At 67.7% G+C, this 23028-nt stretch carries 27 protein-coding genes; 16 read left to right on the forward strand and 11 right to left on the reverse strand.

Going from position 1 to position 23028, the window contains the following annotated elements:
* Positions 1 to 5 precede the first annotated feature (5 nt).
* Positions 6 to 335 (reverse strand): hypothetical protein, encoded by a 330-nt coding sequence (locus tag FQU85_RS02110; RefSeq protein WP_145843900.1) that lies wholly within the window; start codon positions 333 to 335, stop codon positions 6 to 8.
* Between the two features lie 187 nt (positions 336 to 522).
* Here FQU85_RS02110 and pyk point away from each other — a divergent pair, with 187 nt between their 5' ends.
* From pyk to FQU85_RS02135, 6 genes are all read left to right on the forward strand, one after another.
* Complete coding sequence (gene pyk / locus FQU85_RS02115; RefSeq protein WP_145843901.1) at positions 523 to 2256, forward strand: pyruvate kinase; 1734 nt, start codon at positions 523 to 525, stop codon at positions 2254 to 2256.
* 40 nt (positions 2257 to 2296) lie between these two features.
* On the forward strand, positions 2297 to 2440 hold the full coding sequence (locus tag FQU85_RS13225; protein WP_168219922.1) for a hypothetical protein: 144 nt from the start codon (positions 2297 to 2299) through the stop codon (positions 2438 to 2440).
* A 38-nt stretch (positions 2441 to 2478) separates the two neighbouring features.
* The gene (locus tag FQU85_RS02120) at positions 2479 to 2988 is read left to right on the forward strand and encodes an NfeD family protein (protein ID WP_145843902.1); all 510 of its coding nucleotides are present in this window, start codon (positions 2479 to 2481) and stop codon (positions 2986 to 2988) included.
* Between the two features lie 40 nt (positions 2989 to 3028).
* A complete protein-coding gene (locus FQU85_RS02125; RefSeq protein WP_145843903.1) occupies positions 3029 to 4201 on the forward strand; it encodes an SPFH domain-containing protein in 1173 nt (390 codons plus the stop codon).
* Between the two features lie 39 nt (positions 4202 to 4240).
* A complete protein-coding gene (locus FQU85_RS02130; protein ID WP_145843904.1) occupies positions 4241 to 4834 on the forward strand; it encodes a winged helix-turn-helix transcriptional regulator in 594 nt (197 codons plus the stop codon).
* A gap of 129 nt (positions 4835 to 4963) precedes the next feature.
* Complete coding sequence (locus FQU85_RS02135) at positions 4964 to 6241, forward strand: lamin tail domain-containing protein (protein ID WP_240792445.1); 1278 nt, start codon at positions 4964 to 4966, stop codon at positions 6239 to 6241.
* On the opposite strand, the gene FQU85_RS02140 is transcribed toward FQU85_RS02135, so the two are convergent.
* The 4 genes from FQU85_RS02140 to FQU85_RS02155 all read right to left on the reverse strand — a co-directional run bounded on the left by FQU85_RS02140 (position 6238) and on the right by FQU85_RS02155 (position 8136).
* A complete protein-coding gene (locus FQU85_RS02140; RefSeq protein WP_145843906.1) occupies positions 6238 to 6603 on the reverse strand; it encodes a hypothetical protein in 366 nt (121 codons plus the stop codon). The two genes, FQU85_RS02135 and FQU85_RS02140, sit on opposite strands and share 4 nt — an antisense overlap.
* A 32-nt stretch (positions 6604 to 6635) precedes the next feature.
* Positions 6636 to 7064, reverse strand: a complete 429-nt coding sequence (locus FQU85_RS02145; protein WP_145843907.1) for a hypothetical protein — start codon at positions 7062 to 7064, stop codon at positions 6636 to 6638.
* A gap of 7 nt (positions 7065 to 7071) precedes the next feature.
* Positions 7072 to 7770 carry a hypothetical protein gene (locus FQU85_RS02150; RefSeq protein ID WP_145843908.1) on the reverse strand — a complete coding sequence of 233 codons (699 nt, stop codon included), beginning with the start codon at positions 7768 to 7770 and terminating at the stop codon, positions 7072 to 7074.
* Positions 7771 to 7884: 114 nt separating this feature from the next.
* Positions 7885 to 8136 (reverse strand): hypothetical protein, encoded by a 252-nt coding sequence (locus FQU85_RS02155; RefSeq protein WP_145843909.1) that lies wholly within the window; start codon positions 8134 to 8136, stop codon positions 7885 to 7887.
* Between the two features lie 195 nt (positions 8137 to 8331).
* Here FQU85_RS02155 and FQU85_RS02160 point away from each other — a divergent pair, with 195 nt between their 5' ends.
* Positions 8332 to 10170: a flippase-like domain-containing protein gene (locus FQU85_RS02160; protein ID WP_145843910.1), complete on the forward strand. Its 1839-nt coding sequence runs from the start codon at positions 8332 to 8334 to the stop codon at positions 10168 to 10170.
* Here the strand turns inward: FQU85_RS02160 and FQU85_RS02165 are convergent.
* Positions 10154 to 10660 (reverse strand): DUF84 family protein, encoded by a 507-nt coding sequence (locus FQU85_RS02165; protein WP_145843911.1) that lies wholly within the window; start codon positions 10658 to 10660, stop codon positions 10154 to 10156. The genes FQU85_RS02160 and FQU85_RS02165 overlap by 17 nt on opposite strands.
* 141 nt (positions 10661 to 10801) lie before the next feature.
* Between FQU85_RS02165 and FQU85_RS02170 the strand changes: the two genes are divergently transcribed.
* Genes FQU85_RS02170 through FQU85_RS02180 form a run of 3 tightly spaced genes read left to right on the forward strand, consistent with a single transcriptional unit; the run spans position 10802 to position 12850 of the window.
* Positions 10802 to 11764, forward strand: coding sequence for a transcription initiation factor IIB family protein (locus FQU85_RS02170; protein WP_145843912.1), 963 nt, complete (start codon positions 10802 to 10804; stop codon positions 11762 to 11764).
* A 30-nt stretch (positions 11765 to 11794) separates the two neighbouring features.
* Positions 11795 to 12154 carry a hypothetical protein gene (locus tag FQU85_RS02175; protein WP_145843913.1) on the forward strand — a complete coding sequence of 120 codons (360 nt, stop codon included), beginning with the start codon at positions 11795 to 11797 and terminating at the stop codon, positions 12152 to 12154.
* A gap of 24 nt (positions 12155 to 12178) precedes the next feature.
* On the forward strand, positions 12179 to 12850 hold the full coding sequence (locus FQU85_RS02180; protein WP_145843914.1) for a type I 3-dehydroquinate dehydratase: 672 nt from the start codon (positions 12179 to 12181) through the stop codon (positions 12848 to 12850).
* A gap of 151 nt (positions 12851 to 13001) precedes the next feature.
* Here FQU85_RS02180 and FQU85_RS02185 read toward each other — a convergent pair whose 3' ends face one another.
* Positions 13002 to 13454, reverse strand: a complete 453-nt coding sequence (locus tag FQU85_RS02185; protein ID WP_145843915.1) for an MGMT family protein — start codon at positions 13452 to 13454, stop codon at positions 13002 to 13004.
* 93 nt (positions 13455 to 13547) lie between these two features.
* Between FQU85_RS02185 and trpC the strand changes: the two genes are divergently transcribed.
* The 5 genes from trpC to FQU85_RS02210 are packed head-to-tail and all read left to right on the forward strand — an operon-like array spanning position 13548 to position 18464.
* On the forward strand, positions 13548 to 14300 hold the full coding sequence (gene trpC, locus FQU85_RS02190) for an indole-3-glycerol phosphate synthase (protein ID WP_145843916.1): 753 nt from the start codon (positions 13548 to 13550) through the stop codon (positions 14298 to 14300).
* Positions 14297 to 15568 carry a tryptophan synthase subunit beta gene (gene trpB / locus FQU85_RS02195; protein ID WP_145843917.1) on the forward strand — a complete coding sequence of 424 codons (1272 nt, stop codon included), beginning with the start codon at positions 14297 to 14299 and terminating at the stop codon, positions 15566 to 15568. Before trpC ends, trpB begins: the two co-directional genes overlap by 4 nt.
* The gene (trpA, locus tag FQU85_RS02200) at positions 15565 to 16437 is read left to right on the forward strand and encodes a tryptophan synthase subunit alpha (protein ID WP_145843918.1); all 873 of its coding nucleotides are present in this window, start codon (positions 15565 to 15567) and stop codon (positions 16435 to 16437) included. The genes trpB and trpA overlap by 4 nt, the downstream gene beginning before the upstream one ends.
* 24 nt (positions 16438 to 16461) lie before the next feature.
* Positions 16462 to 17247, forward strand: coding sequence for a 2-amino-3,7-dideoxy-D-threo-hept-6-ulosonate synthase (locus FQU85_RS02205; RefSeq protein WP_145843919.1), 786 nt, complete (start codon positions 16462 to 16464; stop codon positions 17245 to 17247).
* Between the two features lie 50 nt (positions 17248 to 17297).
* Positions 17298 to 18464 carry a 3-dehydroquinate synthase II gene (locus tag FQU85_RS02210; RefSeq protein ID WP_145843920.1) on the forward strand — a complete coding sequence of 389 codons (1167 nt, stop codon included), beginning with the start codon at positions 17298 to 17300 and terminating at the stop codon, positions 18462 to 18464.
* Here FQU85_RS02210 and FQU85_RS02215 read toward each other — a convergent pair whose 3' ends face one another.
* Genes FQU85_RS02215 through lonB form a run of 4 tightly spaced genes read right to left on the reverse strand, consistent with a single transcriptional unit; the run spans position 18465 to position 22224 of the window.
* On the reverse strand, positions 18465 to 18935 hold the full coding sequence (locus FQU85_RS02215) for a universal stress protein (RefSeq protein ID WP_145843921.1): 471 nt from the start codon (positions 18933 to 18935) through the stop codon (positions 18465 to 18467).
* A gap of 30 nt (positions 18936 to 18965) precedes the next feature.
* Complete coding sequence (locus FQU85_RS02220) at positions 18966 to 19424, reverse strand: zinc ribbon domain-containing protein (RefSeq protein WP_240792446.1); 459 nt, start codon at positions 19422 to 19424, stop codon at positions 18966 to 18968.
* A gap of 30 nt (positions 19425 to 19454) precedes the next feature.
* Positions 19455 to 20135, reverse strand: coding sequence for a CPBP family intramembrane glutamic endopeptidase (locus tag FQU85_RS02225; RefSeq protein WP_145843922.1), 681 nt, complete (start codon positions 20133 to 20135; stop codon positions 19455 to 19457).
* A 46-nt stretch (positions 20136 to 20181) separates the two neighbouring features.
* Positions 20182 to 22224 (reverse strand): ATP-dependent protease LonB, encoded by a 2043-nt coding sequence (lonB, locus tag FQU85_RS02230; protein ID WP_145843923.1) that lies wholly within the window; start codon positions 22222 to 22224, stop codon positions 20182 to 20184.
* Positions 22225 to 22399: 175 nt separating this feature from the next.
* Between lonB and FQU85_RS02235 the strand changes: the two genes are divergently transcribed.
* Positions 22400 to 22912 carry a nicotinamide-nucleotide adenylyltransferase gene (locus FQU85_RS02235; RefSeq protein ID WP_145843924.1) on the forward strand — a complete coding sequence of 171 codons (513 nt, stop codon included), beginning with the start codon at positions 22400 to 22402 and terminating at the stop codon, positions 22910 to 22912.
* Positions 22913 to 23028 lie beyond the last annotated feature (116 nt).

Here is a 23028-nt window from a genome sequence, read left to right on the forward strand (position 1 = left end):
CGTGTTCAGCCGAGGATGTCGTAGACGGTGACGAGGAGGAGGGAACTCCACAGGAAGACGCCGCCCCCGTAGAAGAGGAGGGGGATGCTGACCGGCGTGTCGATACCGGTGCCCGTCCAGCCGCCCTGGGCGTCGAGGCCCTCGGCGTTCTCGAAGCTCCCGCCGTCCGCCGGCCCGGTGCTGCCGACGCTGAGGATGACGGCGGTCACTCCACCGATAGCGGTGAACAGAACGAGGACGCCCGAGTCGGTCGCGACGTACACCGCGCCGACCGTGAGCGCGGCGAGAACGCCCGCGTAGAGGGCGAGCGGTTTCGAGAGGTCTGCGATGTTCATGTCTGCTCGCTAGAACGACTCGGGCCGCCACGTATGAACGTTTTCCAGGCGACTGGCGGAGCCGTTATTGAGCGTCTCGTTCGGGGCGCGAGCGCTCCGGCGGCGGGCGGAGCCGTACGTAGGACACGGTCGTTCGTGAGTGGCTGACGGCGAGGGTTTTTGCGCCGTCGCGCCCAACTGTCTCGTAATGAGGAACGCGAAGATCGTGTGCACGCTCGGCCCGGCGACGAACGACCGGGCGTCGGTGCGTGCGCTCGCGGACGCGGGGATGACGGTGGCGCGCGTGAATTCGAGTCACGGCGAGCGCGACGACCGCCGCGCGCTCGTGGAGACCGTGTGGGAGGTCGACGAGGCGACGGAGAACCCGGTCGCTGCGATGGTCGACCTGCAGGGCCCGGAGGTCCGAACCGCGCCCATCGAGGGCACTATCGAACTCGAAGCGGGGCGGACGGTGCGATTCGAGCCAGGGACGACCGCGAACCCGGATCGCGTCGGCCTCTCGACGAGCATCGCGGCCGCGGAGCCCGGCGACAGGGTGCTGCTGGACGACGGCCGCATCGAGACCACGGTCGAAGAAGTCGAGGGCGACGCCGTCGTCGTGCGCATCGAGTCCGGCGGCGAACTCGGGAGTCGGAAGGGCGTGAACGTCCCGGGCGTGAGCCTCGGCCTCGACGTGGTGACGGAGAAAGACCGAAAGGATCTGGAGATGGCCGCCGACCTCGGCGTGGACTTCGTCGCGGCGAGTTTCGTCCGGGACGGCGAGGACGTGCTGGACGTGAGCAGCGTGCTGGAGGAGTTCGACGCGGACATCCCCATCATCGCGAAGGTCGAGCGCGCGGACGCCGTGGAGAACCTCGACAGCATCGTGGAGGCCGCACACGGCGTGATGGTCGCTCGGGGCGACCTCGGCGTGGAACTCCCGATGGAGGACGTTCCCGTCATCCAGAAGCGCATCATCCGGCGGTGTCGGAACGCCGGGTCGCCCGTGATCACGGCGACGGAGATGCTGGACTCGATGATTCACAACCGCCGGCCGACGCGCGCGGAGGCCTCGGACGTGGCGAACGCCGTGCTCGACGGGACGGACGCCGTGATGCTGTCCGCGGAGACCGCTATCGGCGACCATCCGACGCGTGTCGTGGAGTCGATGGACCGGATCATTCGAGAGGTGGAGCGCAGCGAGGAGTACGCCGAATTGCGCGAACAGCGCGTGCCGAACGCGGACGACGGGCGGACGGACGCGCTCGCGCGGTCAGCGCGCTACCTCGCGCGGGACGTGGACGCGACCGCGGTCGTCGTCGCGTCCGAGTCGGGGTACACGGCGCGAAAGGTCGCGAAGTTCCGGCCAGCGATGCCGGTGGTCGCGACGACCCCGAACGACCGCGTGCGCCGCCAGCTCGCGCTCTCCTGGGGCGTGAACGCGCAGTACGCGCCGATCGAGTCCGGGGACGCCTCTGACGTCATCGACTCCTCGGTTGCCGCGGCGCTCGACGCCGGCGTCGCGGACAGCGGCGACACGGTCGTCGTGGTCTCCGGGATGATGACGGAACTCGAAGGCACGGACACCGCGAACACGCTGAAGGTGCACGTCGCGGCGGAGACGATCGCGGTCGGCCGCGCCGTCGTCGCGGGCCGCGTCACCGGGCCGTTCGTTCGCGCGCCCGACGGCGACCTCACGGACGTTCCCGACGGCGCGATTCTCGGGATTCCTGCCGGCTTCGACGGCGAGTTCGACGGCGACCTCTCGGTCGTCGGCGGCATCGTCAGCGAGCGCGCCGGGATGACCGGCTACCCCGCGATGATAGCGCGCGAACTCGACGTCCCGATGGTGAGCGGCGTCACGCTCCCCGACGACCTCGCGGACGGAGACTCCGTCACGCTGGACGGCGAACGCGGCGTCGTCTACGGCGGCCGCCTCTAGCGACCCGCGGGCTTTTGCCGCGCGAACACCCAGCAGGGGTATGAGCGAGTCAGAGGAGTTCGACGACCCCGAGATGCTGCCGCCGCCGCCGATAGACATCGAGTCGCCCGACCCCGAGAACGTCGCGTTCTTCCTGCTCGGCGTCGTGGTCGCTGTCGTCGCCATCGTTCAGATCGCCCTGTAGCGGACAACCGTTTTGGTGCTTCGCGTCCGACAGTACGTATGGCAGTAGAGACGCTCCCGCTGTTGCTCGTGATCGGCGGTGTCGCCCTGATGGTGCTGGAGGCGTTCGCGCCGGGCGCGCACTTCGTCGTCATCGGCACCGCGCTCACAGTCGCCGGTGTGCTCGGTATCCTGCTCCCCACCGTGTTCGCCACACCCATCGCGCTCGCCGTCGTCGTCCTCGTGGTCGGCGGTGTCTCCCTCTGGGTGTACCGTCGCTTCGACATCTACGAAGGCACCGACGAGGGCCAGACCGAGGGGTCGGCGAGCCTCCGCGGGAAGACCGGGTACGTCGTGGAGCGCGTGACCGAGCGCGAGGGCCGCGTGAAGATCGAGGGCGGCGGGTTCAGCTCGCGGTACGCGGCGCGCACTCGAACCGGCGCTATCGAGGAGGGCACTGACATCATCGTCACCGACCCCGGCGGCGGGAACGTTCTCACCGTCGAATCGCTCGACGGCAGGGACGACATCGACCGCGAACTCGAACGGGAGCGCGAGCGCCAAGAGTAGGGAGGCGAACCTTTATCCGGGAACCGAGAGCAGATAGCGTATGGAACTCGCTCCCCTCCAATCGCTCGGTGGGAGTCCGGTCTTCACCGCGGTGGCGCTCCTGCTGCTTGGGCTGGCAGTCGTCATCGTCTACCAGATGGTGGAGATCGTGGACGCCTACGAGAAGAAGGCGCTCACGGTGTTCGGCGAATACCGCGGGCTGCTCGAACCCGGGATAAGCTTCATCCCGCCGTTCGTCTCCCGAACGTACGCGTTCGACATGCGGACGCAGACCATCGACGTTCCCCGCCAGGAGGCCATCACGCGCGACAACTCGCCCGTGACGGCGGACGCCGTGGTCTACATCCGCGTAATGGACGCGAAGCGCGCGTTCCTCGAGGTCGACAACTACGAGCGTGCGGTATCGAACCTCGCGCAGACGACGCTGCGCGCGGTGCTCGGCGACATGGAACTCGACGACACGCTGAACAAGCGCCAGGAGATAAACGCCCGCATCCGCGAGGAACTCGACGAACCGACGGACGAGTGGGGAATTCGCGTGGAGAGCGTGGAAGTCCGCGAAGTGAACCCGTCGCAGGACGTCCAGCAGGCGATGGAGCAACAGACCTCCGCGGAGCGCAAACGTCGCGCGATGATTCTGGAGGCGCAGGGCGAACGCCAGTCCGCCATCGAGACCGCACAGGGGGAGAAGCAGTCCGACATCATCCGCGCGCAGGGGAAAAAGCAGAGCCAGATCCTGGAAGCGCAGGGCGACGCCATCTCGACGGTGCTCCGCGCGAAGTCCGCCGAATCGATGGGCGAGCGCGCCATCGTGGAGAAGGGCATGGAGACCCTGGAGGCGATCGGACAGAACGAGTCGACGACGTTCGTGCTGCCGCAGGAACTCACGAGCCTCGTCGGACGGTACGGCAAACACCTCACCGGGAGCGACGTGGAGGCCGCGACCGAATCCCTCGACAGCCTCGACTTCGACGACGAAACCCGCGAACTGCTCGGGTTGGATGACATCGACGAGATTCTGAGTCAGCTCGACGAGGAGGCGGACATCGACACGGACAAATTAGAGGAGAAAGCGGAGGAGGTGATGGCTGGAAAGGACGCCGGGATGCAGGACGCCGAGTCCGTCATCGAGGAGATGGATCAGGAGTTCGAATCCGCCAACGACGACACGTCCGGCGGGTCGGCGGACGAGAACGGCGACGAGACGAAGTAAGGCAACCCTTTTCTCGGTCTGTCACCTACTCACACGTAGATGGTCGACGAGGACAAGCGTTCGACGCTCCGGCGGTTCGCGGCCGTCGGAGCGGCCGGCCCGCTGTCGCAGCTCCCGTCGAGCGACGACGGCGGGAGCGAGACGCGGGACGCCATCTCGGGCTACGTCGCGTCGACGCCGGGCGCGCACTTCTCGAAGCTCCGCGATGACCTCAAACTCGCCACCGGAGAAGCCCAGCACCACCTGCGGCGGCTCGTGGAGGACGGCGTAGTGGAAGCGCACCGCGACGGCGACTACCGCCGGTTCTTCCCCGCGGGCCGGTTCTCCGACTTGGAGCGGGTGGCGCTGAGCTATCTGCGGCGGGAGACGCCGCGCGGGATGCTGCGCGAACTCCTCCGCGACCCCGACGCGTCCGGCGGGGCGCTCGCGGAGTCGCTGGGCGTGTCGCGCCCGACCGTGAGCAAGTACGCGACCGAGCTCGAACGCGCGGGCGTGCTCTCCCGGGAGGACGGGTACGCGGTCGAATCCCCGGAGACGGTGTTGATGTTGCTCGTGCGGTACGCGGAGTCGTTCGACGCGGAGACTGCCGAGTTCGCCGCCGAGGCCGCGGATTTCGTCTCGTACGCTCCCTGAATCGGCAATAAGTCCTTTCAGTTCGCGGGAGTGAGTTCCCGTATGAGCAAGGAGTGACTGCCAAACCTGTCACGGCTCGAGTACCTCGCGGGCGCGGCGACGCTCGGCGCGCTGGGGACGGGGGGCGTGGTGTACAACGGCGACCTTCCCTTCTCGGAGTCGGAGACGCCGACGTACGTCGCCCAGCAGGGCTACCTCCGCTGGGAGCTGGAGCCGCTGTCGTACGAGAACCAGACGGTGAGGGAGTTCTACGGGTACGGCGACGGCGGGGACGCCGGCGCGAACCCGTCCGCGCCCCTCGCGGCGGACGACACGGCGAGTCGCGTGTTTGCGTACACGGGCCCCGTGAACGACAGCCTCGGGTTCCTGCACGGCGGGCCGAACGGCCCCGCGGGCGAGGCGGACTTCGCGTTTTCGGGATTGAACCGGTCGAAGGGCGAGTGGGTGGTGCGCGACGACCCCCTCGACGCGGACGACGACTACGAGCCGTGGGCGGGCGGGAACCAGCGCGTGGACTGGCAGTGGCCCGCGGGCGGGACGGACGGCGGCGCGTTCTGGAACGCGTTCGAGAGCACCGTGAAAGTGAACCCGAAGACGCTGTCCGGCGTGGACTCGTGGCGGTTGCTCTCCGGGCCAAACCCAGCGAATCCGACCGTGCACGAACTCTCCCCGGAGAAACCACTGAAGATTCGGGAGGCGAAGCGACCCGTGAAGACGATGAACGTGGACGTGATGCCGGACTCAGCGGACACCGTCTTCGACCCGTACTCCCAGGACACGCTCGACGTGGCCGTGAAACCCGGCGGGGAGGTCGGGCCGGACGACCTCGACCCCGGGAACTACTCGCTCTACTTCGGCTCCCGGGAGTACCTCGCCGGGCAGAACGGCGCGTCCCCCCAGAAGAGCATGACGGTAGAGGGCGACCTCCTCCTGAAGTACAAGATTTCCGCGGCGAACTTCAGCCTGAGCGACCGCACCGCCTACCTCGTCGGGAAGTCGAAGTCGGGCGCGTGGGTGCGCGGCACCGACACCATCCACCCCGGCGGGTTCGGCACCGGCGACCCCTCGGGGAACCTCGTGGTCTCCGACCTGCACGTGGACGCCGCGGGCGCGGACGAACAGAACCTGAACGGCGAGTGGGTGGAGTTCCAGAACGCGGGGGACGCGACGCTCGACCTCACCGGGTACACCGTCCGGGACGAGGAGGGCTGGGCGTTCCACCTGCCGGACGGCTTCGCGCTCGACCCGCAGGAGACGGTTCGCCTCCACACGGGGAGCGGCGAGTACGGCCCGCACAACCTCTACTGGGGCGTCGAGTCCGAGGTCTGGGAGAACGGCGGCGGCACCGTCATCGTCGAGGACGACACCGACACGCCGGTTATCGAGTACGAGTACCCGCGGAACTAGGGGCTCCGGTAGTCGGGGTTGAGTCTGACGACGAGCCGGTAGCCGAGGAACACCGGCGGGAAGATGGCACAGACGAGTACGGCGGTGAATCGCGTCGCCGGTGCGGCCGCGGCCAGCAGACGGGATGCGAACACGGAGAGGACGACGGCGACGCCCGTTCCGCCCGCGAACGCGACCGCGAGCCAGCCCGCGAGGCCGAGAGCACCGCGGTTGTTCGTGAACGACGAGAAGTCGAACCGCTCCGCGTGTCGAAGGCCGTCGTAGTGAGCGGGAACCATCGCGACACCCATGAGCACGGCGAGGACAACCGGGTCGGCCGGCGAAAACACCCACATGAATGCGGTGACGAGCACGACACTCACCGCCTGCAACGGCCTAATAGGGACGTTCGAAATCAATTCTGGCGCGTGTTAATTGCAGTTGGCGTGACGTATTCGGGGTTTAGTCGGCTGACGACGCGGGAACCGAGTAGGCCGGCGACAAGTGCGGGAAGCCCGACCATCGCAACCAGGCGGAGCGTGCCGTTCGCGGAGACCGCGGCGTCGACGACGAACGCCAGCGCGAGCGCGACCACGAAGACGAGAACGACTACCAGAGCGAACGCGCTCACGACGCCACGCCACCCCTCCTCGTCCGCGAATCGGTTGTAATCGAACTCCGGCGAGTACACGAGGCGGACGTAGTGAATCGGCAAGAAGACGAGTGACACCATCACGGCCGCCTCCAGCGGGGACACGGGAGTCAGAACGCCGAACAGAAGGTAGCCGGCGACGAACACGACGAGCACGACCGGGAGTTGGACGCGGAGAGGTGGATTGGTCATTTGTAATTCAGACAGGATTGTTGATTTCGTTCAACGAAGCGAGTGCGGCAGCGGCCATAACTCCCGCAGTAACAACCCCACCGTTCGCACGGAGCGTCGGAGAGTTTCCAATGTCAGTGACGATATCCGCATTATCGGTTAACCAGTCTTTCCCCGAAACAAACGGAATTGTGAATGGTGACGGGTCGCCATTATTCAACTCATCACGCTTGTCAGGGAGGTTGCATCCGAGGAATTTACACACACCTGCATCCTCGTTACCGACTAATAAGCATCCGTCAGTTGGATTAACACCGACCCAAAAACTGACTTCTACTTGAAATATATCATTCTCTGTAACTGTTGCTGTCACATCGGTCCAGTAAACCTCCGGCGTCTGAATTCCACCACAATCTTTCGCGCCGTAGTATAGGGCAGCAGGGGTACTCAGACAAACCTCGATATCCCCGTCCGGATAGCAGCCTTCGATTGCGAGTCCACCAGGGTTGTCATAGGAGGGGATCTCAGGAGAGACCTGAAGAATAAACTCGTTAATGTATGCATTCCATTCTTCATCAGTCCCTCCAGACGGTTCTTTTGCGGCGACCCTCGAGCTTTCTCCGTCCGTCCCAACCGTCGGCCCGTCACTACCGGTATCCGGTTTGGCGCTCGCTGCCCGGGACAGGCCTACGAGGCCGACTCCGGCCGTAGTGAGACTGAATCTCACGGTCTTAAGTGCGTTTCTTCGGGTTACCTCTCTCTCTCTGAATTGCCTATCTCCCTAGGCATGAACAACCCACTATACTACTGTAATAAATAATTTTCGTGGGTTTGAATTGTTCTACGCCGTGACTTTCCAGGTGGTGCTGGAGGAGTACCCCCACTTCTCGACGTCGAGGTCGATGTCGGCCTGCTGGAGTGCGGGCATGTTCGTGCCGACTTCTTTCGCGGACATGTCGAGTTCGTCGCCGATGAGACGGGACTTGAAGTAGGTCTTCGTCGGGGCGTTCTCGCGGAGGAACGCGAGGATGGCCTCCTGTTTGTCGGTGAGTGTCGGAGCCTGGACGGCCTGTGCCTGGGACGCGGCGCTCATACTCGACTGGAACACGCATACCTCAAAAGGGGCTTTGGTACGCTAAGTAAAACACACCTTGTAGGCTTTCTGTCCGCCATTCACGGCGCTTTCGATGGTTCGAGTGGTGGCGAGGGTGGCCTGGTGGTGGGGTGGTTGGTACGGGTGGCTAAGAGTCCAGAAAGTTCTTAGGCGAAACCGCCCCCCATTAGGGCAATGAGCGATGCGTCCGTCGAGGTGAGCGTCGTCCTCCCGGCGTACAACGAGGAGGACACCATCCGGGAGACGGTGGAGACGACGCTCGCGACGCTCGACGGCTTCCTGCCCGCGGGGAGTTTCGAGGTCGTGGTGGCGGAGGACGGCTGTGACGACCGGACGCCCGAGATCGCGGACGAATTCGCGGCCGCGGACTCGCGAGTGCGGCACTTCCACTCGGACGAACGCCTCGGTCGGGGCGGCGCGCTGGACTTCGCGTTCGAGCGCGCGGCGGGCGACGTGCTCGTGTACTTCGACACCGACCTCGCGACCGACATGCGTCACCTGGAGGAACTCGTGGAGAGCGTGCGGTCGGGCGAGTACGACGTGGCGACGGGGTCGCGGTGGCTCCCCGGGAACGTCGCGGACCGCCCGGCGAAGCGCGGCATCCCCTCCCGGGGATTCAACTTCGCGACGCGACTCCTGCTCGGATCCGACCTGCGCGACCACCAGTGCGGGTTCAAGGCGTTCAGTCGGGAGGCGTTCGAGTCGTTACATGGCGACGTGGAGGACAAGCACTGGTTCTGGGACACGGAGATGCTCGTGCGCGCCCAGCGCAGGGGGTTTCGGGTGAATGAGTTCGCGGTAGACTGGACGCCGAAGGGCGACTCGAAAGTCGACCTCGTCCGCGACGTGTTCGGGATGGGGTCGCAGATTCTCCGGTGTTTCTGGGAGTTCCGGGTGTCGCCGTACGCGAGCCGGCGGACGGGAATGGCCGTCGGCGTCCTCCTGTCGATTCTGGCGTTCGCGCTGATGTTCGTCTACATCGACACCGACACGTTCGTTCGGGAGGTGTCGAACGCTGATCCGGCGCTCGTCGCGGCGGGCGCGGCCGTGTACGTCGCGTCGTGGCCGCTCCGCGGACTCCGCTACCGCGACATCCTCGCGGAGCTCGGGTACGACGGGAGCGTGGGGTTCCTCACGGGCGCGGTGTTCATCAGTCAGACGGGGAACCTGGTGATACCGGCGCGGGCGGGTGACGCCATCCGCGCGTACATCGTGAAGGCGCGGCGGGGCGTGCCGTACAGGACGGGGTTCGCGTCGCTCGCGGTCGAGCGCGTGTTCGACCTGCTCACCATCACGGTGCTCGCGGGGAGCGTGCTCGTCGGTCTCGCGCTGTTCGCGCCGGGAACGCTCGTCGAGCTCGCGACCACCGCGTCCGGCGTCGGCGTGGAGGGGAACGCCGGGGCCGTCCAGCAGGCCGTCGTCGTCGCCACCGTCGTGGGCGCGCTCGCCATCGGCTCCGTCGCTCTCATCGTCTGGTCGGCGCGCTCGGACACGAACTACGTCCGCCGGGTGGTGAACTGGGCGAGCGACGACTCGTACACGGAGTACGTCGCGGGCGTCTTCGAGGACTTCGTGACGGACGTCCAGCGCGTCGCCGGCACTGCGCGCGGGTTCGCCCGCGTCGGCGGGACGAGCGTTCTGGTCTGGACTATCGACGTGGCGACGGCGCTCCTCGTGTTCCGCGCGTTCGGCCTCAGCCTCCCGCTCGTCGACCTCGTCGCGGTCGGCTTCTTCGCGGTGAGCGTCGGGAACCTCTCGAAGGTGATTCCGGGGCCGCCGGGCGGTATCGGCATCTACGAGGCCGCGTTCGCCGCGATCGTCCATACGCTCCTGCCGGTGTCGTTCGCCACGGCGGTCGCCGTCGCCATCGTCGACCACGTCGTGAAGAACGTCGTCACGGTCGCTGGCGGCGCGGGGTCGATGATTTGGTTGAACGTCTCGCTCACCGAGGCCGTGGACGGCACGGTCGAACCGGAGACCGAGGAGGAGGCGGCAGTCAGTAGTAGTCGGTGACGAACGGGCCGAGCGCGCCCGCGAGCGCGTGGCGGAGCGCAGATTCCCTGTCGACGAGGTCGCCGGTGAGCGCGCCCGCCGCGCCCTCGGATCGTGCGACGTTCTCCGCACCGACGACGTCGTCCATCACGGGCCCGAGTTCCTCGCCGGCCCGCACGCGCGCCGCGATGCCGTCGGGGAGGACGAACCGCGGGCCGCCCCCCAACCCGGTGGTGTCGCCGTCCGTCACGGCCGCCCACATCGTGAGCAGGAGGGCGTCGTCCGCGGGGGCGACGCCGCCTTCGAGGCCGACACCGAGGTCGTAGTCGCCGGCGGCGAGCGCGCGTTCCGCCCGGTTGCGCGCGCCCTCGCGCGTCTCCGACTCGGTCATCGGCTGTTCCGATACGCCCGACGGCACGCCCTCCGTGGTGACGGTGGCGTTCAGCGCGGCGGTCGCGCGCTCGGTCGCCTCGCGCTTCACGGGGTTCTCGCTCCCGACTGCGATTCGCATACCGGCTCGTGGCGAGCGCGGGGTGAAAGCGTTCCGGCGACCGTGTGAGTGCGTGACGAACCAGCTGCGAAGGGGAACGCTTATGCGCGTTTTGGGCTAACCCTGTTTCCACGACCCCCTCCGAGTTTTCGGAGTTTACGCATGACTAACCAGCGCATACAATCCCGAACGCAAGAGACGACCGAAGCGGAAACCGAGAGCGAGGAGTCCAACGAATGCCCCGAGTGCGGCGGCCTCGTCATCCAGGACGAGGAACACGGCGAGTCCGTCTGCATGGACTGCGGCCTCGTCGTCGAGGAGGACGGCATCGACCGTGGCCCGGAGTGGCGCGCCTTTGACTCCGCGGAGAAAGACGAGAAGAGCCGCGTGGGCGCACCCACCACGAACACGATGCACGACAAAGGGTTGTCCACGAACATCGACTGGCGGGACAAGGACGCCTACGGCAACAGCCTCTCCTCGAACCAGCGCCAGAAGATGCAGCGCCTCCGCAAGTGGAACGAGCGCTTCCGCACTCGGGACGCAAAGGAGCGCAACCTGAAGCAGGCGCTCGGCGAAATCGACCGGATGGCGTCGGCGCTCGGCCTCCCGGACAACGTCCGCGAGACGGCGTCGGTCATCTATCGGCGCGCGCTCGAAGAAGACCTCCTGCCCGGCCGCAGCATCGAGGGCGTCTCCACCTCGTGCGTGTACGCCGCCGCGCGCCAGGCCGGCGTCCCCCGCAGCCTCGACGAAATCGCGGACGTGAGCCGCGTCGAGAAGGCCGAAATCGCCCGCACGTACCGGTACGTCGTGCGCGAACTCGGCCTCGAAGTGCGGCCCGCCGACCCCGAGAGCTACGTGCCGCGCTTTGCGTCCAGCCTCGAACTCTCCGACGAGGCCGAACACCGCGCCCGCGAACTCCTCCAGACCGCGAAGGACAAGGGCGTTCACTCCGGGAAGTCCCCCGTCGGTCTCGCCGCCGCGGCCGTCTACGCCGCCGCGCTCCTCACGAACGAGAAGACCACGCAGGCGAAAGTCAGCGAGGTCGCGGACATCAGCGAGGTCACGATCCGCAACCGCTACCACGAGCTCCTCGAAGCCGAGGACTCGATTCCCGTCTAGGTTTTTCACTCGCTCGATCCAAGTCGGGGTATGCGAGTCCCCGAGTCGCTCCCCGCCCGTGCGGGTGTCGTCCTCGTCGGCGCGCTCACCGGCGGCGTCATCGCCGCGCTCGCGAGCACCGTCCTCCCCAGCCCCTATCCGTTAGCGGTCGGTATCGCGGCCGCCGTCCCCGTGATGGATGTCGGCATCTATCCGGAGAACGTCCCCGCCGGGGCCAGCGTGGCCGCGCGGGTCGGCGTCTCGGCGGCTGTCGGCGGCGCGCTCGCCGGGTGTGTCGTCGGCTGGGCGTGGCTGGCGTTCTCCCTCCCGTTCCCGACTGGATTCGCGATCGGAACCGCCTACCTCGCGGCCGAGTTCGCCGGATCCGCCGCGCTGTCCCGCCTCACCTAAGTCGGCGGCGCGAAAGTATCGGGTATGGAGTTCACGGAGTTCACGCTCGCCGCCTCGACGGACACGCTCGCGGATGAACCCGCGGCGCGCGAGCACGCCGACTGCCTGGAGTTCCGGATGGATCTCGCGAGCGACCCGCTCGCCGCGCTCGACGACTACGACGGCGCGCTCCCCCTGCTCGCGACGAACCGCGCGGCGTGGGAGGGCGGCGACGCCGCGGACGACGACGCCCGCCTCGACGCGCTCTGCGAGGCCGTCGCGCACGACGCGGTCGAAGCAGTGGATATCGAGTTGGAGTCGATGCTGGACGGCGACGGCACGCGCGTGCGGGACGCCGCGCGGGACGCGGACGTGTCAGTGGTGGTGTCGGTGCACGACTTCGAGGGGACGCCGCTCCGCCAGGACATGCGCGGCCTCCTCGGGAACGCCGTGGAGTACGGCGACGTGGGGAAGCTCGCCGTCACGGCCCAGGACAGACAGGACGCGCTCGACCTCCTCACGGTGACGCACGAGTACGCGCTGGCGGACGAACCGGTGGCGACGATGGCGATGGGGGAAGCCGGCCGGCACACGCGCGCCGTCGCGCCCGTCTACGGCTCCAGAATCGGGTACGCGCCCGTCCGGGCCGCGGACGCGACCGCGCCCGGCCAGTACGACCTCGAAACCCTCCGCGCGCTCGTCGACGACCTGCGGTAGTGACGCTGCAGACGCGGTCGTGCATCGCCGGGCGGCGCGCGGCGTTCTCGAGCGACTTCGTCGCTCGACTTTTTCGTGGAGGGTTTTCGAGGAGAGGGGCCCGCAGGTCGCCGACAGCGACCGAGGAAACCCGACGAAGAAAACGGTCCGTTTAGAGGTCTTCGAGCGCGCGGAGTTTCTGCTCGACTTCGGGCGGGGCGGCGCTGGGGCCGTCGCGGACGCGGTGGTCGGGGACGACGATCGGGAGGGGGTTCTCGGCGAGCGCCGCCCGCACCTCGTCGAGGTCGTCGGGGTCGTCGGGGTCGAGGCCGGGCGTGATGCGGGCGAGGGCTTCGACGGAGAGCTGGTCGCCGTAGGGGATTTCTCTGACCTGTTCGATGACGTTCCGGTGGGTGGTCGGGACGGTGAGGCCGATTTCGACGTCCCGGAAGTCGTCCTCGACGCCTTCGAGGTAGGCGAAGAGTCGGTCGAGGAGGGCGTGGTCGTCGCTCGCGTCCTCGTCGGGGGCGGTGGGGACGGAGACGCTGATGAGGCGGTCGCCGGCGAGGCCGAGTTGGACGTAGCGGTCGAGGTAGTCGGAGTGGCGTGCGTAGAGGCCGCTCATGGGCGTGTGGTGGCGCGTCAGCGGTTTATACCTCCCGGGGACGGCGGGAGAGGCGAAAGCCTAATGTACAAAAGAGTGCATTGACGTACAACAATGGACGAGTCAGAGTTGGCGCCGGCGGTGCGCTCGATCCTCGACGCCGCGCGCGAGAGAACACACGACGGCGAGCGGCTCTCGGTCGAACCGCGGTCGCTCACCGACGCGTTCGCGGCCGCGGAGGCCGACGGCCGCGTCCCGCTCGTCGCGGAGGTGAAACCCACGAGTCCGACCACCGACGGCACGCGCGACGTGAACCCCGTCGAGGCCGCACGAGCGATGGTGGAGGGCGGCGCGGCTGCGCTCTCCGTGCTCACCGAGCCAGCGCACTTCGGCGGGAGCACGGAGACGCTCGAACGCGTGCGAGACGCGGTGGACGTGCCCGTCCTCCGGAAGGACTTCATCGTGCGCGAGGAGCAACTGGACGCCGTCGCGGCGGACGTGGTGTTGCTCATCGCGCGGTTCGTGGACGACCTCGACGGCCTGCTCGCGGCGGCGCGCGACCGCGGCTTCCAGGTGCTCGTGGAGACCCACACCCGCCAGGAGGTCGCGCGAGCGCTCGCCGCCGGCGCGGACGTCGTCGGCGTGAACAACCGCGACCTCGCGAAACTCGACGTGTCCCTCGAAACGTTCGAGTCGGTGGCGCCCGAAGTACCCGATAACGTGACGACGGTCGCGGAGAGCGGAATCAGCACGCGAGACGACGTGCGGCGGATGCGGGCGGCGGGCGCGGACGCCCTGCTCGTCGGCTCGGCCGTGATGGACGACACGCCCGACGCCATCCGGGCGCACACGCGAGACCTAACATGAGTGAGAAAACGTTCGGCGACTACGGCGGACAGTACGTCCCCGAGGCCCTGATGCCCGCGCTGACGGAGCTCGAGGACGCCTACCAGCGCTACGTGCTGGAGAACGAGGACGGCTTCGTCGACGAGTTCGAGGAGCGCCTCCGCGACTTCGGCGGGCGCCCGACCCCGCTCCAGCGCGCGGACAACCTCTCCGAGCGGTACGGCTTCGACGTCTACCTCAAGCGCGAAGACCTCCTGCACGGCGGCGCGCACAAGCTCAACAACGCGCTCGGCCAGGCCCTGCTGGCGAAGTACATGGGGAAAGAGCGCGTCATCGCGGAGACGGGCGCGGGCCAGCACGGCACCGCGACGGCGATGGCGTGCGCGTCCCTGGATTTGGACTGCGAGATCTACATGGGTCGCACGGACATCAACCGCCAGCGGCCGAACGTCTACCGGATGCGCATCCACGGCGCGGACGTGAACCCCGTCGACATCGGGTCTGGGACGCTGAAGGAAGCGACGAACGAGGCGATGCGGGACTGGTCGCGCACGGTCGAGGACACGCACTACGTCATCGGGAGCGTGGTCGGTCCACACCCGTTCCCGACGATGGTGCGGGACTTCCAGTCCGTCATCAGCGAGGAGGCCCGCGAGCAGTTCCGAGAGCAGGTCGGCCGCCTCCCCGAGGCCGTTATCGCGTGTGCGGGCGGGGGGTCGAACACGATGGGCGCGTTCCACGAGTTCGTGGACGCGCAACCGCGTTCCGCGGGCCGAGCGAGCGCTGAGCAGGGCGAGGCCGTCTCCCTGTACGCCGTCGAGGCGGGCGGGAGCGGGCTCGGCGTCGATAGCGAGCAGTCGTACGCGCCGAACTCCGCGAGCCTCGGCACGGGCACGGAGGGCGTGTTGCACGGCGCGCGCACCAAGCTTCTCCAGACGCCGGAGGGCCAAATCGTGGAGTCCCATTCGGTTTCCGCCGGCCTCGACTACGCGGGCGTCGGCCCCGAACTCGCGCACCTCGTGGACGAGGGCCGCGTCACGCCCGTGAACGTGGACGACGACGCGGCGCTGAACGCCTTCCACCGGCTCGCCACGGAGGAGGGCATCATCCCCGCGCTCGAATCCAGTCACGCGCTCGCGTACCTGGAGGAGTACGCGGAGCAACGCTCCGCGTCGGGCCCGGTGATGGTGAACGTCTCCGGTCGCGGGGACAAAGACCTCGACACGGTCATCGAGGAGTCCACGGAGCGCGACATCGCGAACGCGCCCGACATGGAGGTGTACCAGTGAGCGACCTCGAAGCGGCGTTCGACGGCGACCCCGCGCTCGTCTCCTACATCGCCGCCGGCGACCCGAGCGCGGAGCAGACGAAGGAGTACGTCCACGCGCTCGTCGAGGGCGGGAGCGACGTCATCGAACTCGGCCTCCCGTTCTCGGAACCCATCGCGGAGGGCCCGACGATTCAGAAGGCCGTGAAGCGCGCGCTCGACGCCGGCATGACGCCCGAGCGCTACCTCGACCTCGTCCGCGAACTGCGCGAGGAGGGCGTCGAGGTGCCGCTCGTCTGCATGACGTACTACAATCTCCTGCTCCAGCACGGGCAGGCGTCGCGGAGCGACGCCGAACGCGCGAGCGGGGAGGGAAGCGATGCGCGAGCGTCGCCGGAGGCGTTCGTCGCTGACGCCGCCGAAGCGGGTATCGACGGCTTCGTCATCCCGGACTTGCCGGTGGACGAGGCGGACGACCTGAAGGCGGCGTGCGACGAGCACGGCCTCGACCTGGTGTTCATCGTCGCGCCGACGACGACGGACGACCGCCTCGAACGCATGCTGTCGAAGGCGTCCGGGTTCGTGTACGTGCAGGGCCGGATGGGGACGACGGGCGCGCGCGACGACGTGAGCGAGGACGCGCACGGCAGCCTCGGCCGCTTGCAGGAGGCGTCCATCCCGAAGGCGGTCGGGTTCGGTATCAGCACGGGCGAGCACGCCCGCGAAATCGTCGCGGGCGGCGCGGACGGCATCATCGTCGGGAGCGCGTTCGTCGACCTGATAGCCGAGCACGCCGCGGACGGAACGGCGGCGGAGCGGTTGCGGGAGAAGGCGCGGGAGTTGAAGAACGGAGCGGTCGCGAAAGAGACGCCGGAATCACAATCGACATAGCCACCCCTTTGCTACACAGTATCAATGAATTCTACCGGGAAATCCGCACGACTCGACCGAATCGGGACAGACGGGAAGCTAGTGACGATTCCGATGGATCACGGCATCACGCTCGGCGCCGTCGAGGGCCTGAAGGACATCGAATCGACTATCGACGCCGTGACGCGCGGCGGCGCTGACGCCGTGCTCACGCAGAAGGGTATCGCGCCGCGCGTCCACCCGAACAAGAACGGGAAGGGCTACATCGTCCACCTCAACGCTTCCACGACCATCGGCCCGGACGCGAACGACAAGCGCCGCACAGGGACGGTTGAGGAGGCCGTTCGGGCGGGCGCGGACGCCGTCTCCTTCCACATCAACGTCGGGAGCGACCACGAACCCGACCAGCTCGCCGACCTCGCGCGCGTGACGGACGAGGCCGACCGGCTCGGCATCCCCGTGCTAGCGATGGCGTACGCGCGCGGGCCCGGCGTGGACGAACACGACGCGCGCAACCTCGGGCACGCCGTCCGACTCGCCGAGGAGGCGGGCGCGGACGTGGTGAAGACCGCGTACTCGGGCGACAGCGAGAGCTTCGAGCACGTCGTCGAGTCCACCGCGAAGCCGGTGATCATCGCCGGCGGCAGTCCGCAGGGCGACCTCGCGACCCTCGAAGCCGTGCGCGGCGCGATGGACGCCGGCGCGAAGGGCGTCTCGATGGGGCGAACGGTGTTCCAGCACGACGACCCGAAGGCCATCTCGGAGGCCGTCGCCGCGGTCGTGCACGACGACGCAGCGCCCGCGGACGCGCTCGACGCGGCCGGCCTGTAGGACTGCCGGTATCCGCCACGTTCAAGCACGCCGGCCGAGAGGAGTCGAGTATGACCGAACGCGCCGTCTGGCTGAAGGCGGACGACTCCGTTGGGGACTGGGAGACGCGGAAACGACGCATCACCGCCGGCCTGGAAGCCGGCGTGGACTGGGTGCTCGTGGACGAATCGGACGTGGAGCGCGTCCGCGAACTCGGGAGCGTGAACGTCGCCGCGTTCGAGCGCGACGACGTGGACGTGATCGGAGAGGCCGAATCCGAGACCGAGGCGGACTGTTACGTCGTCGGAAAAGACGGCGAGGGCGACGGAACCGTCGACCTGCCCAGCGATTTCTCGGGGAGCGCCGACCTCTCCGCGCTCCGCCGGAAGGACGACGTGGGCGGTGCGTACGTCCGCATCCTCGGAGAGGAGTACGAGTCGTTCGCTGAGGCCGCGGCCGAGGACGCCGCGTACACCCTCGTCGTCGGCGAGGACTGGACTATTATTCCCCTCGAAAACCTCATCGCGCGCATCGGCGAGGAGACGACGCTCGTCGCGGGCGTCACCACCGCCGAGGAGGCCGAGACGGCGTTCGAGACCCTGGACATCGGCGCGGACGCCGTCCTCCTCGACTCGGACGACCCGGACGAGATTCGGCGTACGGTTCGGGTTCGGGACGCCGCGCGCCGCGAGACCCTCGACCTCGAATGGGTGACCGTCACCGCGGTCGAGGAGGCCGGGAGCGCCGACCGCGTCTGCGTCGATACGGGCACGCTGATGGGCGACGACGAGGGGATGCTCGTCGGCTCGATGTCCAGGGGGCTGTTCTTCGTGCACGCCGAGACCGCTGACTCGCCGTACGTCGCGAGCAGGCCGTTCCGCGTGAACGCCGGCGCGGTGCACGCGTACGTCCGCACGGCCGACGGCGGCACGAAGTACCTCGCGGAACTCGGGAGCGGGGACGACGTGCAGATAGTGGACACGGACGGCCACACTCGCGAGGGCGTCGTCGGGCGCGCGAAAATCGAACGCCGTCCGATGTTCCGCGTCGAAGCCGAGACCGCGGCGGGCGACCGGATCGAGACGCTCCTCCAGAACGCGGAGACGATCAAGGTCGCCACCCGCGAGGGCCGGACGGCCGTCACCGACCTCGAAGCGGGCGACGAGGTGAAGGTCTATCTCGAGGAGGGCGGCCGTCACTTCGGCGAAGCCATCGAGGAGCGAATCATCGAACAGTAGTCAGCGGTACTCTTCTGCGGGCTGTGCGCCCGCGTCGCGTTCGGTGTGGCGGACGATGAACACGTCGTAGTAGTCGTCGGCGGCGACGCTGCTTCCGACGCTGCTCACGGACGAGACGAGGTCACCTGCGTTCTCGCTGCCGACGAAGACGATGCTCGCGTCCTCCTCGCGCGCCATGCTCCGGACGTGGCGGGCGACCGCGCCCGAGGACGCGCGACGCCCGAGAAGTTCGTGGCGGAAGTCGGCCTCGGGCGCTATCTCTGTGACCGTCTCGTGGACAGCGGCGACGACGCGATCCGAGTCGAACTCCTCCTCGTCGTCGAGCCAGCCGCGCTCGCGGGCGTACTGGGCGTCGTGTTCGATGACGGTGACGGCGACGAGGCGTTCGTCGAGCACTGACTGAAAGAGTTTCGCACGCCGGAGCGCCGCTCGAGACAACGCAGATCCGTCGAACGGGACGACAATCGGCATACCGAGAACACGGTCGCGACGGCCATAGGCCTACTCCCCGTTCTCGAACTCGTACGTACACCACGGACAGAAGTCGAGGTCGTCGTCGATTTCGCGCCCGCAGTTCGGACAGGTCGCGGCGGCCTCCGCGCCCGCCGCGGCGTCCGTTTCGGTCTCCGTGCGTCCCGGAGTGGGGACGGCGTCAGCGAGCGCCGTCTCGCGGTCTGCGGTCTGCGCGGCCGTGAGGAAGTAGGCGTCGGCGGCGCTGAGCACGCGAATCACGAGCAGCGCGAGAGTGAGCTCCACCGGGATAGTTGCCGTCTCGAACACCGCGAGTCCCTGCTCCTCGAACGCGGTGAGGAGTTCGGGGGGCGTGAGGAGGTACGCGAGGGCGACGGCGAGCGCGACCCAGGCGAGGGCGCGGAGCCACGCGCGGCGGTAGAGCTGGCCGAGGCCGGGGTAGACGAACGAGAGAGCGGCGGCGAGGAGACCGCGTCGGTTCAGAGCCACGAGTACGCGAGTAGTGCGCGCGCCGCCTCCTTAATCCCCTCGGGTCGCGTGGCCGACGAGTTCGACGGCGTTCACGACCGCGTGTGCGACAACGACAGCGGCGAGGCTGTTCGTGGCGACGAAGACGGCGGCGAGCGCGACGCCGAGCGACCCGGCGACGACGACGCCGGCGACGCCCTGTGCGCCGTGCGCGAGGCCGAACAGGACGCTGGAGAACGCGACGGCGACGACGACGGGCGTGTCGAAGCCGGCGAGCGCGCCGACCAAGGCGGCGCGGAAGAGCAGTTCCTCAGCGAGCGCGACCAGCGGTAGCACGCCGCCGAGCAACGCCACCCAGCCCCCCGCGGAGTCCGGTGTGAGGAGGTCTGTGAGCGCGTCCGAGTAGGGAACGCCGAGGGCGTCCGCAGCCCGCGCGGCCGCGACGTTCCCGACCGCGAGCAGGAGTCCCGCGAGCACGCCGACGAACACCGCCTCGGAGAGCGGACGCGTGCCGACGCCGAGCAGCGTGAGCGGAACCCCGAACAGCCACGCCGCCCCGGCGACGACGACGAGGAGCGTGCCGTGCGTGAGCGCGACGTTCGCGTACAGCGCGCCCGCGGACAACGCCGCCGTGTCCGTGGCGTCCGGCGGCGGCGCGCGCGACAGAGCGACCACCGCGAACGCGAGGAAGACGCCCACGCCGAGGAACGCCGCAGTCGCGGAACTACTCATTCGGGAGTCCTACACGACACGGCATGAAAAACGGGACGGAAGCGAGTTACTGCGGGCTCGGGCTGCTGTTCGGCCCGACCTGCTTGTCGAGTGCTTTCCCCGTGATGGACTTCAGGCGCGTGACGAGCGAATCCTTCTCGGGTTCGCCGACGAGCGCCACGTCCAAGACCTCGCTGAGGTGGCTGACGGGGATGATTTCGATCTGATCCTTGTACTCGTCCTCGATCATCACGTCCTGTTCGTTCGCCTTCGGGATGATGACCTTGTCACACCCGGCCTTCGCCGCGGCCTCTATCTTGTGCGTGACGCCGCCGACGGGCAGCACGTCCCCGCGGACGCTGAGGCTGCCGGTCATCGCGAGGCTCTGGTCGATGGGGATGTCCTCCAGCGCGCTGATGACGGCGGTCGCAACCGTAATCGAGGCGGAGTCACCCTCGACGCCCTCGTAGGACTGCACGAACTGGATGTGGATGTCCTTGTCCGCGATGGACTCGCCCGTGTACTTCTTGATGATGGCGGAGACGTTCTCCACCGCTTCCTGGGCGATTTCCTGCAGTTTACCGGTGGCGAAGATCTCGCCGCCCTCGCCCTGCCGGGGCGTGACTTCCGCCATGACCGGCATCATGATACCGGAGTCGCCGCCCATGACGGCGAGACCGTTGACGCGGCCGACCGCCTGCTTCTCCGTGGCGCGGAGTTCGTAGTCCTTCCGGCGCTCGATGTAGTCGTCCGCGACCTGCTGTTCGATGCTGCGCGAGCGCTTCTTCGCCTCCAGGACGTCCTCGCGCTGGGTCTTCTCGTGGCCCTTCGACTTCGCGATGTCGCCCGCGACGCGGACGAGACCGCCGAGGTTCCGGAGTTCGAGCGTCAGGCTGTCCTTCCGGCCGGCGCGGCGCTTCGCTTCGAGGATGATCTCGCTCACCGCGTTCGGTTCGAAGTGCGGGAGGCGGCCGTCGTTCTCGACCTCCTGGGCGACGAACCGCGCGTACTTCCGCCGCATCTCCGGGGTGTCGTCGATGGTGTCCTCCATGTACACCTCGTACCCGTACCCCTTGATGCGGGAGCGGAGCGCGGGGTGCATGTTCTCCATCGCGTCCATGTTCCCCGCGGCGACCATGATGAAGTCACAGGGGACGGGTTCGGTCTGCACCATCGCGCCCGAGCTGCGCTCGGACTGCCCGGTGATGGAGAACTCGCCCTCCTGGATCGCCGTCATCAGCTTCTGCTGGCTGCGAACGTCCAGCGTGTTGATCTCGTCGAGGAACAACACGCCCTTGTTCGCCTCGTGGATGGCGCCGGACTCCACGCGTTCGTGCGCGGGCGTCCCCATTCCGCCGGACTGGAAGGGGTCGTGACGCACGTCGCCGAGGAGCGCGCCGGCGTGCGCGCCGGTCGCGTCCTTGAACGGCGCGGTCTGGCGGTCGGCGTTGTTGATGAGGAGTTTCGGAACCATCGCGTCACCGCCCTGGTTCGTGTACCGGAACGCGAAGTAGAGGATACCCGCCGCGAGGATCCCCATCAGCGGCTGGAACGCGATGAGGAACGCGTACCCGATGACGACCGCGATGATGACCCACATCAACAGCGACCGCATCTGGTTGCGCTTGCGGGACTCCTCGCGGTGGGCGTCCACGATCTGTTCGCCCTTCCCCGCGGGGACGGTTCGGATCTTCGGTTCGTTCGAGTCGTCGGGGTTGTGGTAGACGAGGATGTCCTGGAGGTTCTCCTTCGGGAGGAGCTGGCTCATCGCCTTCGCCAGCATGGACTTCCCCGTTCCCGGCGACCCGATCATCATCACGTGACGGTGCTGTTTCGCCGCCCGCAGCACGATGTCGCGGGCGTCCTCCTGACCGATGACTTGGTCGACCAGGCGATCCGGGACCTTGATGTCCGAGGTGTCGTCGACCTTGAGGCCGCCGAGGAGGTCGTCCTCCGCCGCGTCCTCGTCGATTTCGACGTCACCCTCGACGTCGACCTCGCTACCGAGGTCTTCGAGGTCCCCGATGGGGTCGGCAGGCTCGTCGGGTTCGTTCCCGTGACTGCCGTACTCGTTCTCGGGGGGTGAGTCTGTCGGGGGCTCGTTGCTCATAGAAGTCTACTCAGTACACGAAGGGAGGGTCGGGCGACTGATATACTTTCTCCCTCCGGCGAACGCGCGAGCGCCGTAATCAGCAGCGTAGAGCCGCTAGAACGGCGTTCTCTGTTCAGAGGGTGTCGCGGACTCGTCACGCTTATGCGGGCGCGCCCGCTCTGTCCGCTAACGAATGACGCGCGGGTTCTACATCGGCCGGTTCCAGCCGTACCACGAGGGCCACCATCGCGTCGTCGAAGCCATCTCCGACGAAGTCGACGAACTCGTCGTCGGCGTCGGAAGCGGCGACAAATCCCACAGCACGCGCAACCCGTTCACGGCGGGCGAACGCGTGATGATGATAACGAAAGCGCTCGTCGACGTGGACGTCGTCACCTACGTCGTCCCCATCGAGGACATCAACCGGAACGCCGTCTGGGTGAGCCACGTCCAGTCGATGACCCCGAAGTTCGACGTGGCGTACTCCAACAACCCCCTCGTCATCCGCCTGTTCGGCGAGGCCGGCGTCGACGTCCGCCAGTCCCCGATGTTCGAACGCGACGTGCTGGAGGGAACCGAAATCCGCAACCGCATGATTCACGACGAGGACTGGCGCGAACTCGTCCCCGACCCCGTCGCCGGCGTCATCGACGAAATCGACGGCATCGAACGCATCCGCCAGGTCAGCGACACCGACGCCGGATAGGAGATAGACGGCCCTGTTGAAACCCTCACCAGCTGATAGTTTTCACCGTCAATCACTACCCACAGGGAAACGCTACAACGCCCACCACATCGTTTTTAGCTGAATCGAGGCACTAA

This window comes from Salarchaeum sp. JOR-1 (assembly GCF_007833275.1).
In the GTDB taxonomy this organism is placed as follows: domain Archaea; phylum Halobacteriota; class Halobacteria; order Halobacteriales; family Halobacteriaceae; genus Salarchaeum.

Coding starts and splice junctions, on each gene's coding strand:
- FQU85_RS02225 (WP_145843922.1), bottom strand. CDS start 20,135: ATGAGTAGTTCCGCGACTGCGGCGTTCCTCGGCGTGGGCGTCTTCCTC.
- FQU85_RS02120 (WP_145843902.1), top strand. CDS start 2,479: ATGGCAGTAGAGACGCTCCCGCTGTTGCTCGTGATCGGCGGTGTCGCC.
- pyk (WP_145843901.1), top strand. CDS start 523: ATGAGGAACGCGAAGATCGTGTGCACGCTCGGCCCGGCGACGAACGAC.
- FQU85_RS02130 (WP_145843904.1), top strand. CDS start 4,241: ATGGTCGACGAGGACAAGCGTTCGACGCTCCGGCGGTTCGCGGCCGTC.
- FQU85_RS02110 (WP_145843900.1), bottom strand. CDS start 335: ATGAACATCGCAGACCTCTCGAAACCGCTCGCCCTCTACGCGGGCGTT.
- FQU85_RS02215 (WP_145843921.1), bottom strand. CDS start 18,935: ATGCCGATTGTCGTCCCGTTCGACGGATCTGCGTTGTCTCGAGCGGCG.
- FQU85_RS02170 (WP_145843912.1), top strand. CDS start 10,802: ATGACTAACCAGCGCATACAATCCCGAACGCAAGAGACGACCGAAGCG.
- trpB (WP_145843917.1), top strand. CDS start 14,297: ATGAGTGAGAAAACGTTCGGCGACTACGGCGGACAGTACGTCCCCGAG.
- FQU85_RS13225 (WP_168219922.1), top strand. CDS start 2,297: ATGAGCGAGTCAGAGGAGTTCGACGACCCCGAGATGCTGCCGCCGCCG.
- FQU85_RS02145 (WP_145843907.1), bottom strand. CDS start 7,064: ATGACCAATCCACCTCTCCGCGTCCAACTCCCGGTCGTGCTCGTCGTG.
- FQU85_RS02185 (WP_145843915.1), bottom strand. CDS start 13,454: ATGAGCGGCCTCTACGCACGCCACTCCGACTACCTCGACCGCTACGTC.
- FQU85_RS02180 (WP_145843914.1), top strand. CDS start 12,179: ATGGAGTTCACGGAGTTCACGCTCGCCGCCTCGACGGACACGCTCGCG.
- FQU85_RS02155 (WP_145843909.1), bottom strand. CDS start 8,136: ATGAGCGCCGCGTCCCAGGCACAGGCCGTCCAGGCTCCGACACTCACC.
- FQU85_RS02175 (WP_145843913.1), top strand. CDS start 11,795: ATGCGAGTCCCCGAGTCGCTCCCCGCCCGTGCGGGTGTCGTCCTCGTC.
- FQU85_RS02210 (WP_145843920.1), top strand. CDS start 17,298: ATGACCGAACGCGCCGTCTGGCTGAAGGCGGACGACTCCGTTGGGGAC.
- FQU85_RS02205 (WP_145843919.1), top strand. CDS start 16,462: ATGAATTCTACCGGGAAATCCGCACGACTCGACCGAATCGGGACAGAC.
- FQU85_RS02165 (WP_145843911.1), bottom strand. CDS start 10,660: ATGCGAATCGCAGTCGGGAGCGAGAACCCCGTGAAGCGCGAGGCGACC.
- trpC (WP_145843916.1), top strand. CDS start 13,548: ATGGACGAGTCAGAGTTGGCGCCGGCGGTGCGCTCGATCCTCGACGCC.
- lonB (WP_145843923.1), bottom strand. CDS start 22,224: ATGAGCAACGAGCCCCCGACAGACTCACCCCCCGAGAACGAGTACGGC.
- FQU85_RS02125 (WP_145843903.1), top strand. CDS start 3,029: ATGGAACTCGCTCCCCTCCAATCGCTCGGTGGGAGTCCGGTCTTCACC.
- FQU85_RS02160 (WP_145843910.1), top strand. CDS start 8,332: ATGAGCGATGCGTCCGTCGAGGTGAGCGTCGTCCTCCCGGCGTACAAC.
- FQU85_RS02235 (WP_145843924.1), top strand. CDS start 22,400: ATGACGCGCGGGTTCTACATCGGCCGGTTCCAGCCGTACCACGAGGGC.